General features: G+C 57.1%; 11 protein-coding genes. 7 read left to right on the forward strand and 4 right to left on the reverse strand.

The window, feature by feature from the left end; translation table 11 throughout:
* Positions 1–20 precede the first annotated feature (20 nt).
* From CL546_RS04765 to CL546_RS04775, 3 genes are all read left to right on the forward strand, one after another.
* A complete protein-coding gene (locus tag CL546_RS04765; RefSeq protein WP_290493293.1) occupies positions 21–1,031 on the forward strand; it encodes a DUF2066 domain-containing protein in 1,011 nt (336 codons plus the stop codon).
* Between the two features lie 4 nt (positions 1,032–1,035).
* Positions 1,036–1,725: a DnaA regulatory inactivator Hda gene (gene hda, locus CL546_RS04770; RefSeq protein WP_007149351.1), complete on the forward strand. Its 690-nt coding sequence runs from the start codon at positions 1,036–1,038 to the stop codon at positions 1,723–1,725.
* 185 nt (positions 1,726–1,910) lie between these two features.
* Positions 1,911–6,209: a choice-of-anchor Q domain-containing protein gene (locus CL546_RS04775; RefSeq protein WP_290493296.1), complete on the forward strand. Its 4,299-nt coding sequence runs from the start codon at positions 1,911–1,913 to the stop codon at positions 6,207–6,209.
* On the opposite strand, the gene CL546_RS04780 is transcribed toward CL546_RS04775, so the two are convergent.
* Positions 6,174–6,464 (reverse strand): hypothetical protein, encoded by a 291-nt coding sequence (locus tag CL546_RS04780; RefSeq protein WP_290493298.1) that lies wholly within the window; start codon positions 6,462–6,464, stop codon positions 6,174–6,176. The two genes, CL546_RS04775 and CL546_RS04780, sit on opposite strands and share 36 nt — an antisense overlap.
* A 93-nt stretch (positions 6,465–6,557) precedes the next feature.
* Here CL546_RS04780 and sthA point away from each other — a divergent pair, with 93 nt between their 5' ends.
* Positions 6,558–7,955 carry a Si-specific NAD(P)(+) transhydrogenase gene (gene sthA, locus CL546_RS04785; protein WP_290493299.1) on the forward strand — a complete coding sequence of 466 codons (1,398 nt, stop codon included), beginning with the start codon at positions 6,558–6,560 and terminating at the stop codon, positions 7,953–7,955.
* Between the two features lie 152 nt (positions 7,956–8,107).
* On the opposite strand, the gene smrA is transcribed toward sthA, so the two are convergent.
* Positions 8,108–8,704: a DNA endonuclease SmrA gene (gene smrA, locus CL546_RS04790; protein WP_290493301.1), complete on the reverse strand. Its 597-nt coding sequence runs from the start codon at positions 8,702–8,704 to the stop codon at positions 8,108–8,110.
* Positions 8,705–8,794: 90 nt separating this feature from the next.
* On the opposite strand from smrA, the gene CL546_RS04795 reads away from it, so the two are divergent.
* Complete coding sequence (locus tag CL546_RS04795; RefSeq protein WP_156496968.1) at positions 8,795–9,115, forward strand: hypothetical protein; 321 nt, start codon at positions 8,795–8,797, stop codon at positions 9,113–9,115.
* 122 nt (positions 9,116–9,237) lie between these two features.
* Here CL546_RS04795 and CL546_RS04800 read toward each other — a convergent pair whose 3' ends face one another.
* Both CL546_RS04800 and CL546_RS04805 read right to left on the reverse strand, forming a co-directional pair.
* Positions 9,238–9,396, reverse strand: a complete 159-nt coding sequence (locus CL546_RS04800; protein WP_290493304.1) for a hypothetical protein — start codon at positions 9,394–9,396, stop codon at positions 9,238–9,240.
* Between the two features lie 157 nt (positions 9,397–9,553).
* On the reverse strand, positions 9,554–10,309 hold the full coding sequence (locus CL546_RS04805) for a glutathione S-transferase N-terminal domain-containing protein (RefSeq protein ID WP_290493306.1): 756 nt from the start codon (positions 10,307–10,309) through the stop codon (positions 9,554–9,556).
* A 243-nt stretch (positions 10,310–10,552) separates the two neighbouring features.
* Here CL546_RS04805 and CL546_RS04810 point away from each other — a divergent pair, with 243 nt between their 5' ends.
* On the forward strand, positions 10,553–11,764 hold the full coding sequence (locus tag CL546_RS04810) for an acetyl-CoA C-acetyltransferase (protein ID WP_007149222.1): 1,212 nt from the start codon (positions 10,553–10,555) through the stop codon (positions 11,762–11,764).
* A gap of 29 nt (positions 11,765–11,793) precedes the next feature.
* Positions 11,794–13,959: a 3-hydroxyacyl-CoA dehydrogenase NAD-binding domain-containing protein gene (locus tag CL546_RS04815; protein ID WP_290493309.1), complete on the forward strand. Its 2,166-nt coding sequence runs from the start codon at positions 11,794–11,796 to the stop codon at positions 13,957–13,959.
* Positions 13,960–13,996 lie beyond the last annotated feature (37 nt).

Below are 13,996 nucleotides of genomic sequence, written 5' to 3' on the forward strand. Positions count from 1 at the left end.
TTCGGTTGGAATGAGCGCCCATGCGTTTTATTGGATTGTTGGCCGTGTTGTTGGGATGGAGCCTGCTGGCCCAGGCAGAATCGCTGGATACAGTGCAGGTGCCGGTGGATGGCCGTGGCGACGCGCAGCGGCAGGACGCGTTGGCTGAGGGCCTGGAGCAGATGCTGGTGCGTCTGAGCGGGCAGCGGGATGTACTCAATGAGGCGGTGGCTAGTGAAGCCGCTTCACGGCTGGATCGCTGGGTGACCCGCTACGATTACAACACGCTGGATGATGGCAGCAGTGCCTTGCAGGCCCGTTATGACGTGAATGGCCTAATGGCCTTCATGGCGGAGCAGGGCGCATCGGTGTGGGGGATGCCTCGGCCCAGGGTGCTGCTCTGGCTGGTGGAGCAGGGCGCAGGCCGCGGCGAGATGGTGGTGGACGGTCACCCGCTTTATGCGCAGTTGGTTGCGCAAGCCCAGCGACGTGGCCTGACCCTCGTCATCCCGAAGTGGGATAGCGAGGATCTGGGGCGTTTGAACGTGGCAGACATCCGTGGCCGTTTCGATCAGCAATTGCGTGACGCCTCCAGCCGCTACCCCCATGAGCTGATTGCTGCTGCGGTGCTGTATCAGGGTGAGCCGGCCACGGTGAGCTGGCGAGTCCTGAAAGACAAAAGCACTCTGGAAGACGGCCGGGAGAAAACGGAGAACGACGAAGAGGCCGTGACTGCGTTGATCGACCGTGTCACCGACCAGCTGGCCGCCCGCTATGCGGTGAAAGGCGCAGTAAGCGATTTGCGCACCCTGCTGGTGGTGGATCAGGTCGACCAGCTGCAGGACTGGTTTACGTTACAACAATTTCTGGCGGGCCTGAGCGGGATGCGTCGAGCCTCACTGGTACAGGCCTCAGGTACTACGCTGACCTTTGGGCTGGATTTCAGTGCCAGTGACGAGCAGCTGCGCAACCTGCTGGAGCTGTCTCCCCAATTGCGCGCCTGCCCGGATCCGGCGGTGGCCGGGCCCCAATGGCATTACTGCTGGCGTTGATCCGATGAGTGCGCAACTTCCCCTGGCCCTGCAGCTTCGCGAGGGCAATGCCCTGGATAATTTCCACGCGGGCCCCAATGGCGCAGCCGTTGCCGGGCTGCATGAGGCTGTGGAAGGCGTCGACCGACAAGCCTTTTTCTGGGCCGGTGACGGGCAGGGCAAAAGCCATTTGCTGGAAGGGGCCGTACGTCTGGCTCAGCACAATGGTCTGGATGCCTGCCTGCTGCCTGCCAGTGAAATCATCCCGCTGGTCCCTGACGTGCTGGAATCCATGGAACAGTTCGGATTGCTGGCCATTGATGATTGCCAGTTATTTGCCGGTCTGCCTGCCTGGGAAGAAGCCCTCTTTCACCTTTATAACCGGCTGATGTCGTTGGGCGGACGATTACTGGTCACCGCCAATGCGTCGCCGGGAGCCATGGGCTTGATGCTGCCTGATCTGGCTACCCGTCTGGCGGCGGGGCCGGTCTACCGGCTGATGTCGCTGGAAGACGAGGATTTACAGGCGCTATTACAGGAAAGAGCCAGGGCTCGGGGCTTGCGGCTGGAGCCTGAAGTAGCCCATTACATCGTACTGCGCAGTGAACGTTCCGCTGGCGCCTTGATGGAATTATTGAGCGATCTGGACCGTCTGGCCCTGGCGCAACAACGCTCTGTCACGATTCCCTTTGTCAAGGATGCGCTGGGGTGGTAAAAATGGGCGCTTAACGAATAAACAACAGTTCGCTACCTGAATTGGCGATATATTGCGCTTAATTACATTGGGTTACACATGCGTGGGCGCTTGGCTGGCGACACGATTCCTCTATTTGTATACCCGCAAGCGCAAGAACCACATTAGAACAATAACGCCAGGCAAAAAGCCTGCAGGAGAACAAAATGCGCCACTTTGGGCTACAGCAGTGCCTTGCTGGTTGCGCCTTGATTGTTGCGGCCACCTCCCATGCAACCGTCTATGAAATCAATAACACCAGTGATGCAGTGGTTACTGTCGTGGCCGTGGATGGCGATGACACTGATGGCGTTTGGGATAAAACCACCCACTGGGAGGTGACGACCAGCAACGCCGGTGGTACCTGCACGTTGCGAGAAGCCCTTTATGCCAGCAATTACCGTATTGCCGTGGGGGCCTGTGAGGCCGGTGGCGCCAGCGATACCATCAAACTTCAGGAAGGCAAGGTTTACACCCTGACCGAGGGTGAGTTGCCCGTTGGCAATGGCGAGCAAATCAAATTCACTGAAGACACGTCGGTGGACCCGGCCGTGACAACAGCCGACATAGAGCCCTTGGGCAACCAGGTCCAGTTTGACCTAATCCTCGATGCTTTCGAGGAACCTGAAGGCAAAACCCTGCCGGTGATCACCGCGGCAGGTAATTCCCGATTGATTCATGTCTACGATGGCGGCGCCATGTCGCTGACCAATCTTGAACTGACCGATGGTAATGCGGGTGCCGACAACGGTGGCCTGATTTATGCCATGGGGCCGGTTATTATCGCGGCGAACGTGTCCATGAATCAGGGCATGGCAACGAACGGCGGGGCCATGTATCTGGAGGAAGGCTCCGGCGTTGCCTTCAGCGTCGGCGGGCGCTTTGAAAACAATGTGGCCACCGGTGTGGGCGCGGTCATTGCCACCTCGGATACCTTTAATGGTTCGATTATTGGCTACGATTTTTATATGGCCGATAACGAAGCGGGAGCGGGCGCCGCCGATGCCGGCATTATCCACATGGACGGGGACCCGGATGCCACTGTGACGCTGGAATTGGCCAACGGCATGGTGGTCAATAATACCGGTGGCGTGCTTAACGTGGTCTCCACGGATCACGTGGCGGTGGTGGCCAACATGACTATCGCCTTCAATGATGGGGTCGCTCTCACGTTGGCGCAAACCCAGTTTGATGACCCTGCCGATGCGACAACGCGCGATATAATTCTGCATAGCGTCATGGTGGGTAACAGTGTTGGTGCTTGCGCTGGCCCGGTGCTGGACGGCACCGCCAGCCCGGCAGATGCGGCAGCGCGCCTGCTGTTCACCATTACCGATGATGCTAATTGCCCGGAGCCTGAAGAGCAGACCCTGGGCACGCCCGTGACCAATAACCCTAATACCGCGCAAGCGGATATTTTCCTTGGCATGGATCGCGTGCCTTGCGCCGGTACTGGCGCTGGTGGTTGCACACTGATGACTGCCGAAGAGATCGGTGGACCTTACCCGGGCTTGCTGCCCAACCCGACCCCTGCAGCGTTGGCGGGTGATCCCATGGCGCCCAGTCTGTTTGATCGCGCCAGCCCGGAAACCGCTACGGTGGACCAGTGTGAATCAACCGATAACCGCGGTAACTCACGCGGTGGACCGGCGGGTCGTTGTGATGTGGGGGCGGTGGAATTTCTGCGGGCGCGAGCACAACCGGATGAAGTCGATCTGATCAGTGGCCAGTCAGTACTGGCGGATGTGCTGGAAAACGACCGCAATGATACCGAAGTGGACTGTGGTCTACTGGAAGACGTAGTGGTAGCCGAAGGGGTGTGCAATATCGGTGAGACCGATTGCATTGCTGACGCGATCCAGGATCGCTGTCTGGTAGTGGTCGCTCAGCCCAGTCGAGGCTCGGCTCGAGTGGAGATCGATGCCGATGGCTATCCTCGCATCCGTTACACGTCGGGCTCGTCTTTCCACGGTGTGGACCAGTTGCGCTACGAGGTGGACAAGGACGCCTTTTTCGGTGGCACGGACCTGGGCCAGAACCAGAGTGAAATCACTAACCTGGTGGCTGAACCCGCCAGCGGCTTAACCGAAAAAAAGAGCATTGGCGCCCAAGGCGGTATGATGCTTGCTCTTCTGGCTCTGGTTGGGCTGGTTCGTCGCTATCGCTTGTCGCCAAAGAGGGCGTTGGCTCTGGTTTCTGCTTTACTTAGCGGTCCTGCGTTGGCGGTAGATATCGAGGTGAACTCTCTCGTCGATCAATTTCCGCCCATCACCAACGATGGAAAATGCACGTTACGCGAAGCGCTGGAAAATGCTGGCGGCTCGGGCAGCCCGGATTGCGCCTATGGCGGCAACTCGTCTGACCGGATTCTTATTCCTGCTGGCGAGATTCACCTGGCAACAACCCTGATTATTGAGGGTGGCAGTGTGGAGTTGGTGGGCAAGGGGGTGCGCGACGTGGACCCTGCTGATGATGAAGAGACGCAGACACGCATTATCGGCAATGGCACGGAACGTCTTTTCGAAGTGGAGCCGCCGAACCCGAGTTCAGGACACCCTGGTGTCACGTTCCGCTATCTGACGCTGGAAGACGGGGTGGCGACCGGTAGCGGTGAGACCGGCAGCGGCGCGGTGATCACCACCGGTGGCTCGGTGATTTTTGATCGTGTGGTGATTACCAATAACCATGCGGATGCTTCTGCGGGGGTGGCTTATGTGCGCTCCAATGCGGGTAATGAAAAGCTGGTGACGTTCAATCGAGCCTATGTTTACAACAACACTGCCGGGGTGGCCGGTGGTGTGATCTCTACCACCACGCAGAACAATGACAACGTGAAAGTGGCACTGATTGACAGTACCTTTGAGGGTAATACCAGTGTCACCAAAGGCGGTGTGCTGGATGCCAATATCAATGCCGGTTCCGTGACAGTCTCCAACAGCACTTTTGTCGATAACATGTCGCCCCAGGGCGCGGCGCTGGATCTGACCAATATCGTGGTGGGTGCCACCATCATGAACAGTACCTTCATGAATAATACTGGCGGTGGTTTGGGCATTGATCTCGGAGATGCCCCTTCAGAAATCCAGATGGCCAACAGCATTTACTTCGACAGTGGGGCAGCGTGCACCAGTGGTGCCACTGTATTGCACGAAAGCCACTACAACGCTTTTTCCGATGCTGCCTGTGCAGCAACAACAGAAAGCAATAACCAGACATCATTGGGAAGCGCCGACCTGGATAGCACGTTGAGTGGGGAAGACGGAGTGGCGGATGATTACACGCCACCATTTCTGTCCATGAGTGACCCGGAAAACGACGCCATCCTGGTGGACAAGGGCAATGATGAAGCCCTGGTCAGCGGCACTGGAACGCCTCTGCGTTGCCGTTCCGTGGATTTGCGTGGCATTTCCCGGACGTCCGGCGGTCGTTGTGATCTGGGTGCCTTCGAGTACCAGAAAATCACCGCCGGCGACGATGAAGGCACCAATAAGAACCGTCCGGGTCGCCAGGTGGCGGTGGATATTCTGGATAATGATCTGGCCAGTGATGGGGCCGAGATTGTCTATCTGGATGACGTGGACCCCAGCCTGTTTCTGGATAATGTTTTCGCCTTTGAACACGCGGAACCAAATAGCGCGGACCCTGTGGAATATGTCGGTACCGGCGATCTCTATCAGCAAGATATGAGTGAACGCACACGTTTTGAATTGATTAACCCAGCCAATCCCGATGCGGACGGTGCAATCATCGATTTCGTCTGGCTTTACTATAATCCGGACCGAGACGGTTACGATTTGCGCTGTGGCGAGCCCATTTCCCAGAAAGTTATTGATGCGAACCCGGACCTGCTGGAAGACGGGGATGTGGCCGATGAATGTGTGGTGCTCTTTACTCCCCCGACCACAGCGGGTTTTGAGACCAATGTATGTCAAAGCACCGACGATAATCCGTTGAAAATGGCGTTCCTGTATACCTTCACAGATAGCAATAATGTATCGGTGAATACGAACGATGCAGCGACAGTGGTGATGACAATAAACGACAAGGCACCTGCTCTGGACAACCAGTCGAAAATGAACCAGCCGGGGGCAACGGTGAGGTTCAACCTGACCGCATCAGATCCGGATGACCCGGACGCGGAAATTGATTGGAGCAATTACGATATTTCTGTCAGTCAGGCGCCGAGCTTTGCGAAGAAAGATGAAAACGGCAATGTGGTGGGCGCCGGTTTATTTATCGACAATGACAACGGCATCGTCACCTATATTCCGCAGAGCAATTACAACACCTTCAAGGATGTTTTCACCCTGACGGTTGAAGACACCAACTGTGGCACCGTTTCGCAGCAGGCCACCTTTACGGTTTCCTATCCCAACAATGAAACTTCTGCCGGGTCAGGGGGCAGTATTGGCTGGGCGATGTTGGGCGGGCTAATCCTTTTGCTGCGTCGCCGAGTGGCGGCGTAGCACCCGCCGCAGGGTTTCCCACACCACTGCCCCGAAAAGCATGCTGGCCATCAGCAATACAAGCTTGGGAATGTCCACCAGGGTCCAGAACAGAATATCGATGCTGGTGGGTTCCAGGTTCTGAAAAACGATAATGATGGCTAAAATCGCCAATAGAATCTGTAGTGCCCCCATGGGGTGCGTGATCAGCCAGTGCCCGGATTTACGGCTGCCGCGGGCAATCAGTGAGGTTTTTTTGCCGCTGTGGTCATCCATGATCTTCCTCCTTGCTGTGTTTCGACTCTAGTCCAACTCGTGCTTGTCTCGTTACCTCCCTATACTCTCTCTAACAGTAGAAAGGAGAGGTGAATGGATATCAGTGCCGGTTGGGATCTTGTGGTGATTGGTAGTGGCCCTGCGGGTGAAGCGGCGGCGATGCAGGCGGCCAAAAAAGATCTAAAGGTGGCGATCGTGGAGGATCAGTCGTCGTTGGGCGGGAACTGCACCCACTGGGGCACGATTCCCTCCAAGGCGTTGCGGCATCAGGTGCGCCAGGTGATTCGTACCCAGCGGAATCCCTTGCTACGCGGCATCATCAAGCCCCGCGAAATCCGCTGGCAGGATCTGATTGCCCGCACCCGCGAGGTAATAGACTCTCAGGTGCAGGTTCGAACGGACTTTTATGTCCGTAACCGGGTTACCGTGTTCGGGGGGCGTGGTGAGATTCTGTCACCGCAAGAAGTGCGGGTCGATGACCATGCAGGCCGCCAGCACTTGCTGAAAACCCGCAATATTCTGGTTGCTACGGGGTCTCGTCCCTACCACCCGGATGACGTGGACTTCTCTCATCCACGTATCTACGACTCGGATACCATCCTGACCATGGATCATACGCCGCGGCATATCCTTGTTTACGGCGCCGGGGTCATCGGCTCGGAGTATGCCTGTATCTTCACCGGGCTCGGCATCCGGGTGGATCTGGTGAACTCCCGTGAGCACTTACTGGATTTTCTGGATACGGAGATTTCCGATGCGCTCAGCTATCACCTGCGTGAGCAGGGCTGCACCATTCGCCAGGGGGAACACTACAAACGGGTGACGGCGGATGACGAGGGTGTAACGCTGGAGCTGGAATCCGGCAAGAAACTGCGCGCGGATGCCTTGTTATGGTGTAACGGCCGTTCCGGGAACACCCAGAATATTGGCCTGGAAAACGTGGGCGTTGAAGCCAACAGTCGTGGGCAGCTCAAGGTCAATGAGCGCTATCAGACTGAGATGGACACGCTCTATGCCGTCGGTGATGTGGTGGGGTGGCCATCACTGGCTAGTGCCTCCTACGACCAGGGGCGCTTTTGTGCGGCTGCCATTGCTGGTGACGAAGTGCGCCAGGTCACGGATGTGCCCACGGGAATTTACACCATTCCTGGTATCAGTAGCGTTGGGCGAACCGAGCAGGAATTGACCGAAGCCAAGGTGCCCTATGATGTGGGACAAGCTTTCTTCAAAAACCTGGCCCGGGCGCAAATTACCGGCGAGCGGGTGGGCATGCTGAAAATTCTGTTTCATCGCGAAACATTGGCGGTGTTAGGTATTCACTGTTTCGGCTACCAGGCCATGGAAATCGTCCATGTGGGCCAGGCGATCATGCGTCAACCGGGTGAAAACAACACGCTGGAGTACTTTATTGATACCACCTTCAACTATCCAACCATGGCGGAGGCGTATCGAGTGGCGGCGATCAATGGGCTGAACCGGATCAAGCGGTGAATATGGTTGGCTGTGATAGTTAGCAGCTACGCGAGGAGGTCTTGGTTAGGTTTTAAACGGGAGAGGCCGCGACCAAGGTTTGGGCGCGGCCTCTCGTTTTGAAGAATAAGAGAATCCGGGTTGCGCAGCTTTCAATTGTCCACTAAAAACTGTCAACGGTTTCGATTGTTTTTCCCCGCTTCAATAAAGAACTCCCGATTGCGTTGGCGGGCCTGCCCGTTTTTGCGAACCAGCACCTGGGTTGCGCCGCTGCCGCCACGGTTGGCGGGTGTGCTGTGAAAGGCCAGTACCAGGTAGCTTTCTTCCAGCCAGTGCATCACGTAACTTTTCAGAAAGCCGGGCCGTTCGCTGTGCAGCCCCTTGCCGTGGCTGATTAGCACGGTGCGCATGCCATTGTTGTGGGCATTCTCCAGAAACTGCTGTACCAGGTTGCGGGCATCCATCAAGCGAACCCGGTGCAGGTCCAGCACATCCTGGGCCTCATATTTGCCCAGTCGCAGTTTTCGATATACCCCTTCCTGGACGCCATCCTTTTTCAGTCCGACGATATCCAGTGGCCCGACGGGGGGCACCTGTTCGGGAACGGTCAGTGGATTGCGGTCTTTGCGATCGTCCACGGCGGCGGCGCGACGCAATTGTTCACGGATAGAGGGTTCACGACGGGGCGTACGTTCCTGCACCCGGTTGTCCGGCTTTATCGGCGTAACATCCGCCATCTCCTGGCGAAACAGATCATCGTCGGAGGCCATGGAACTGCTCCACAAAATTCATCTAACTTGCATGGTACACAAAGCCGGCGGAGACTGGGAGTAACAGGCTCCCTGAGAAGGAAGGGTGTGATGGAACGTCGACGATTCAGTCGGCCCAGGCTTCGCGTCAATGTGCGAGCGTGCGTCGATCAGCGGCCAATCGGCCATATTCTGAATATTACAGATCAGGGCGTTTGCCTGGCGGGCAAAGGCGTACCACCACAAACCTTGCAAACGATGGTGCTGAAGTTGCCCTTCAATCTGTCCGGCCAGCGAGAGTTGCACGTGCATGCGGAACCGCTATGGCACAGCTATCTGGACAATGGCCATTGGCGAGGTGGGTTTCGTCTGGCAACGGACGAGCAGACCGCAACCCTGCTGTCGAAGCTGGTGAGCCGTTACGGGGAATAGCGGGGGAGGAGCGATCAGCGGTTACTGCAAGGCCGGGAAGGCGTAGCAGTAACCGGGCTCTATCTCTTTTCGGCACCCCTCGAGAAACCGGTAATGCCCAAGGTGATCAGAAGGCGATGTAATCAGTAAGCCTGTGGACGTGAGCGGTCCCGGCTTTCCTCTCCTTTCTCATCATCATGTCTGTGACGCTTGGCGTCTCGCTTGCGGCGCTCACGCTCTGCACGCTTGTGTTCTTCTTCCCACTCATTCGGGTCGTAGTCATCAAATTGGCGACGACTCATGGTGCCACTCTCTTTCCAACGTTAAAGGATACTTGCCGTTTTGCAGGTGCCACGAATGCAACCTGTCATTGGATATATAGCACTAAAAAGTGGGGTGTAGAAGGGAAAAGGGGCACCATTTATCGGTACCCCGTCATCATGGCGAACAAGGTGGGGATCAGCGGCCGTAAGTCTGGTCCAGATAGCTGAGAATGGCCTCGGATTCGAACAATTCCTTGCCGGTGTTCGGGTCCACCAGGTAGGGCACAGCGATTCTGCCAGCCCGTGCCATCAGATCTACCCGGTTGCGTTGGCTGGGGGCGTAGTCCATATCAAGGCGGTTGCGCACCACCGGCAGCACCCAGTCCTGCCATTGGTTGCGGCCACACTGGCGTAGCAGGTAGGGCAACTGCAGTTCGGTCAGTCGTTCACGAACCAGGCGTGCAAAGGGGCTGGCTTCGAAAGAATACAGCTCCAGCGGTTTTTCCGGCGCCTGGCTGTCCTGGCAGCGGATCCCGCGGCTGCCACGGGGGGCTGAAGCGGCCACTGCGGCGGCGGTGCGCAGACGCAATTGCCAGCTTTTCGGGGCCGGTCGGCCGCCATATTGCCGGTAGAGATAATCGATGATGGCGGCGGATTCATACAGGGCTTCGCCGGTGTTGGGATCCATCAGGTAGGGAAACTGCTGCTTGCCGCCCAGCCGTTCCACCAGGGGGCGATAGCGGTCGCCACCTTTCGGGCAGGGGAACACCATCACGTCCAGGTCCAGATCCGTTAATGCTTCACGAACCAGGCGACAGAACGGGCAGCCTTCCATGTCGTAGAGCTCCAGTGGCTCCTGCGGCCGGTTACTGTGACCTTTGCTGGCAATACCGCGGCCTTGTTGCAGCGAGGAGGAGAGCAGTGAACGAAAAACCTCTGTGCTGTGTGACATGGGAATACTCCTGAAACGAATTGGCGCGACCATACCATGTGATCGGGGGCATTCATTGGCCGCACGGACATCAAGCTTTTCAATGACTTGCAGCCTTGCCCGTTCCGCTCACGGGCGCTGTTAACTCCTGTCATTGAGACATTGGGGTGGCTGGGGCACTCTTGCCTCCCTATACCGGGCTCCCAAGCCCTTCATAACCCGTCAGCAAACGCTGATACATGCCTGAGGCAAGAGGAAGGTTCCATGACCGAAGCCTATATCTATGATGCCATTCGTACTCCCCGTGGTCGGGGCAAGAAAGATGGCTCTTTGCATACGGTTAAGCCGCTGGATCTCGTAGTAGGCCTGATCGACGAAGTAAAAGACCGTTTCCCGAATATGGACACCAACCGCATTGATGATGTGCTGTTGGGTGTGGTGACCCCGGTCGGTGACCAGGGTGCCTGTATTGCCAAGACAGCGGCGCTGGCAGCGGGCCTGCCGGATACCGTGGCGGGTTATCAGCTGAACCGTTTCTGCGCGTCCGGACTGGAAGCGGTGAATACCGGTGCCCAGAAAGTGGCATCCGGTTGGGATGACCTGATTCTCGCCGGTGGCGTGGAATCCATGAGCCGCATCCCCATGGGCTCCGACGGTGGTGCCTGGGCGATGGACCCGATCACCAACTATGAGACAGGCTTTGTTCCCCAGGGGATCGGCGCCGATCTGATCGCCACCATCGAGGGCTGGAGCCGTCGTGATGTGGACGAATTCGCTGCCCAGTCCCAGTCCCGTGCTGCCAATGCCTGGGAAAAGGGTTATTTCGAAAAATCCGTAGTGCCGGTGAAAGACCTTAATGGCATGACGGTACTGGCACAGGACGAACACGTCCGTGCGGGTACCACCGCCGATGCGCTGGCCGGGCTGAATCCGTCTTTCGCCATGATGGGTGAAATGGGCGGTTTTGATGCGGTTGCCTTGCAGAAGTATCACTGGCTGGAAAAGATTAACCACGTTCACCACGCGGGCAACTCCTCAGGCATCGTAGACGGTGCTTCCCTGGTCGTGCTTGGCAACGAGAAAGTGGGCAAGGATTACGGCATGAAGGCGCGTGCCCGGGTTGTTTGCACGGCAATCAGTGGTGCTGACCCGACCATTATGCTCACAGGCCCGGGCCCGGCCGCCAAGAAAGCACTGGCAAAAGCCGGCCTGAAAGCCAGCGATATCGACCTGTGGGAAATCAACGAAGCGTTTGCGGCCGTGGCCATGCGTTTCATGAAAGACATGGATATTACCCCGGACATCACCAACGTGAATGGCGGTTCCATCGCCATGGGCCACCCGCTGGGGGCCACCGGTGCCATGATTCTGGGTACCGCACTGGATGAACTCGAGCGCCGCGACAAGAAGTTCGCGTTGTGCACCTTGTGTGTGGGCGGTGGCATGGGTATCGCCACCATCATCGAGCGTCTGTAAGCCGCGTCGAACGATTTCGGAGTAAAGATATGAGTGAACAAACTGCTATTCGTTGGGAAAAAGACGCGGACAATATCGTCGTTCTGACCCTGGATGATCCCAACCAGTCTGCCAACACCATGAACGAGCTGTACGGCAAGTCCATGGCGGCGGTGGTCGAGCGTCTGGAGAAAGAGAAAGATGAGATTGCCGGGGTGATTATCACCTCTGCCAAGAAAACCTTTTTTGCCGGCGGCGACCTGCGCGATCTGCTGAAGGCGCGCAAGGAAGATGGACCGCAATTTCTGGCCGGTGTGACTGAGATCAAGAGTCAGCTGCGCGTTCTGGAAACCCTGGGCAAGCCTGTGGTTGCGGCTATGAATGGCACGGCGCTGGGCGGCGGTCTGGAAATCGCACTGGCCTGTCATCACCGTGTTGCCATCAATGACAAATCCGCCCAGTTCGGTCTGCCGGAAGTGTCTCTGGGCCTGTTGCCCGGCGGCGGTGGCGTGACGCGTATCGTGCGTATGCTGGGTATCCAGGATGGCCTGATGAAGGTGCTGATGCAGGGCCAGCGCATGAAAGCGGATAAAGCCCAGAAAATTGGTCTGATTGACGAGCTGGTGGCGGATCGTGATGCGATGATGGCCAAGGCTCGCGAGTGGATCAAGGCAAACCCGAAGGCTCAGCAACCCTGGGACCAGAAGGGCTACAAGATTCCGGGCGGTGACCCGAAGAACCCGAAATTTGCTGTTAACCTGCCGGCTTTCCCGGCAAACCTGAAGAAGCAGCTCAAGGGTGCCAACTACCCGGCGCCGCTGGCCATCATGTCTGCGGCCATTGAAGGCGCAGCGGTGGATTTCGATAACGCCTCTCTTATCGAAGGCCGTTATTTCGTGTCGCTGGTGACCAGCCAGGTTGCCAAGAACATGATCACCGCGTTTTTCTTCAACCTGCAGGCTATTAATGGTGGTGCCAGCCGTCCCGATGGCATTGAAAAATTCCGCGCCGAGAAAGTGGGTGTTCTCGGTGCCGGTATGATGGGTGCAGGCGTGGCCTATGTAACGGCCCGCTCCGGATCACAGGTGGTGCTGAAAGATATTTCTGCCGAGAACGCCGAGAAGGGTAAAGATTACTCCCGCAAGCTACTCGACAAGGAAATCTCCAAGGGGAAAATGACTGAGGAGAAAAAAGAAGAGATCCTCAGCCGCATTACCGCCACCGCCGATGCGAAAGATCTGGAGGGCGTGGACTTTGTGATTGAAGCCGTGTTCGAAAACACCGAGCTGAAGCACAAGGTGTTCCAGGAAATCGAAGACGTGGTCAACCCGGATGCGGTGCTGGGCTCCAACACCTCCTCCTTGCCGATTACCGGCCTGGCCAAAGGTGTGAAGAAGAAGGATAACTTTATCGGTATCCATTTCTTCAGCCCGGTAGACAAGATGCCGCTGGTGGAAATTATCTGTGGCAAGGACACCTGTCCGGAAGCGTTGGCCAGGACCTACGATTACTGTCTGCAGATCAAGAAGACTCCGATCGTGGTCAACGATGCTCGTGGTTTCTTCACCACCCGTGTGATCGGTACCTTCGCGAATGAAGGGATCGCCATGCTGGGCGAAGGCGTCAATGCCCAGTCCATTGAACAGGCAGCCATGCAGGCGGGTTACCCGGTGGGTACTCTGAACCTGATCGATGAAATCAACATGGAAACCGCGCTGAAAATCGGTAAAGCGGCCCGTGATGATGCCAAGCGTGAAGGGACTGAGCCGCCTGCAGAGCACCCGGCAGAAGTGGTGATGAAGAAGATGGTCGAAGAGTTGGATCGCCCGGGCAAGCTGCAGGGTAAAGGCTTCTATGAGTATCCTGAAAATGGCAAGAAGCACCTGTGGTCCGGTCTGGCCGATGCGTTCGGTGGCAGCAAGGACATGCCGTTCGAAGACATCAAGGAACGGATGATGTTCATCGAGTCCCTCGAAGCGGTGAAGTGCTTTGATGAAGGCGTGATGGACTCTGTGGCGGATGCCAACATCGGTTCCATCTTCGGTATTGGCTTCCCCGCCTGGACCGGCGGTGTGATGCAGTACATCAACCAGTACGAAGGCGGTTTGCGCGGCTTTGTTGCGCGTGCCCAGGAGCTGGCCAAGCTGTACGGTGAACGGTTTAACCCGCCGGCTTCACTGGTAGAAAAAGCGGAAAAAGGCGAAATCTACAAGTAACCCTTGAGATGTGTCGTCCCACAAAAAAGCCCGGCTT

Source organism: Alcanivorax sp., assembly GCF_002726155.1.
In the GTDB taxonomy this organism is placed as follows: Bacteria; Pseudomonadota; Gammaproteobacteria; order Pseudomonadales; family Alcanivoracaceae; genus Alcanivorax.

What these genes read in the sequence shown, in the direction of transcription:
- CL546_RS04765 (WP_290493293.1), top strand. Translation starts at nt 21, where the DNA reads ATGCGTTTTATTGGATTGTTGGCCGTGTTGTTGGGATGGAGCCTGCTG.
- hda (WP_007149351.1), top strand. Translation starts at nt 1,036, where the DNA reads ATGAGTGCGCAACTTCCCCTGGCCCTGCAGCTTCGCGAGGGCAATGCC.
- CL546_RS04775 (WP_290493296.1), top strand. Translation starts at nt 1,911, where the DNA reads ATGCGCCACTTTGGGCTACAGCAGTGCCTTGCTGGTTGCGCCTTGATT.
- CL546_RS04780 (WP_290493298.1), bottom strand. Translation starts at nt 6,464, where the DNA reads ATGGATGACCACAGCGGCAAAAAAACCTCACTGATTGCCCGCGGCAGC.
- sthA (WP_290493299.1), top strand. Translation starts at nt 6,558, where the DNA reads ATGGATATCAGTGCCGGTTGGGATCTTGTGGTGATTGGTAGTGGCCCT.
- smrA (WP_290493301.1), bottom strand. Translation starts at nt 8,704, where the DNA reads ATGGCCTCCGACGATGATCTGTTTCGCCAGGAGATGGCGGATGTTACG.
- CL546_RS04795 (WP_156496968.1), top strand. Translation starts at nt 8,795, where the DNA reads ATGGAACGTCGACGATTCAGTCGGCCCAGGCTTCGCGTCAATGTGCGA.
- CL546_RS04800 (WP_290493304.1), bottom strand. Translation starts at nt 9,396, where the DNA reads ATGAGTCGTCGCCAATTTGATGACTACGACCCGAATGAGTGGGAAGAA.
- CL546_RS04805 (WP_290493306.1), bottom strand. Translation starts at nt 10,309, where the DNA reads ATGTCACACAGCACAGAGGTTTTTCGTTCACTGCTCTCCTCCTCGCTG.
- CL546_RS04810 (WP_007149222.1), top strand. Translation starts at nt 10,553, where the DNA reads ATGACCGAAGCCTATATCTATGATGCCATTCGTACTCCCCGTGGTCGG.
- CL546_RS04815 (WP_290493309.1), top strand. Translation starts at nt 11,794, where the DNA reads ATGAGTGAACAAACTGCTATTCGTTGGGAAAAAGACGCGGACAATATC.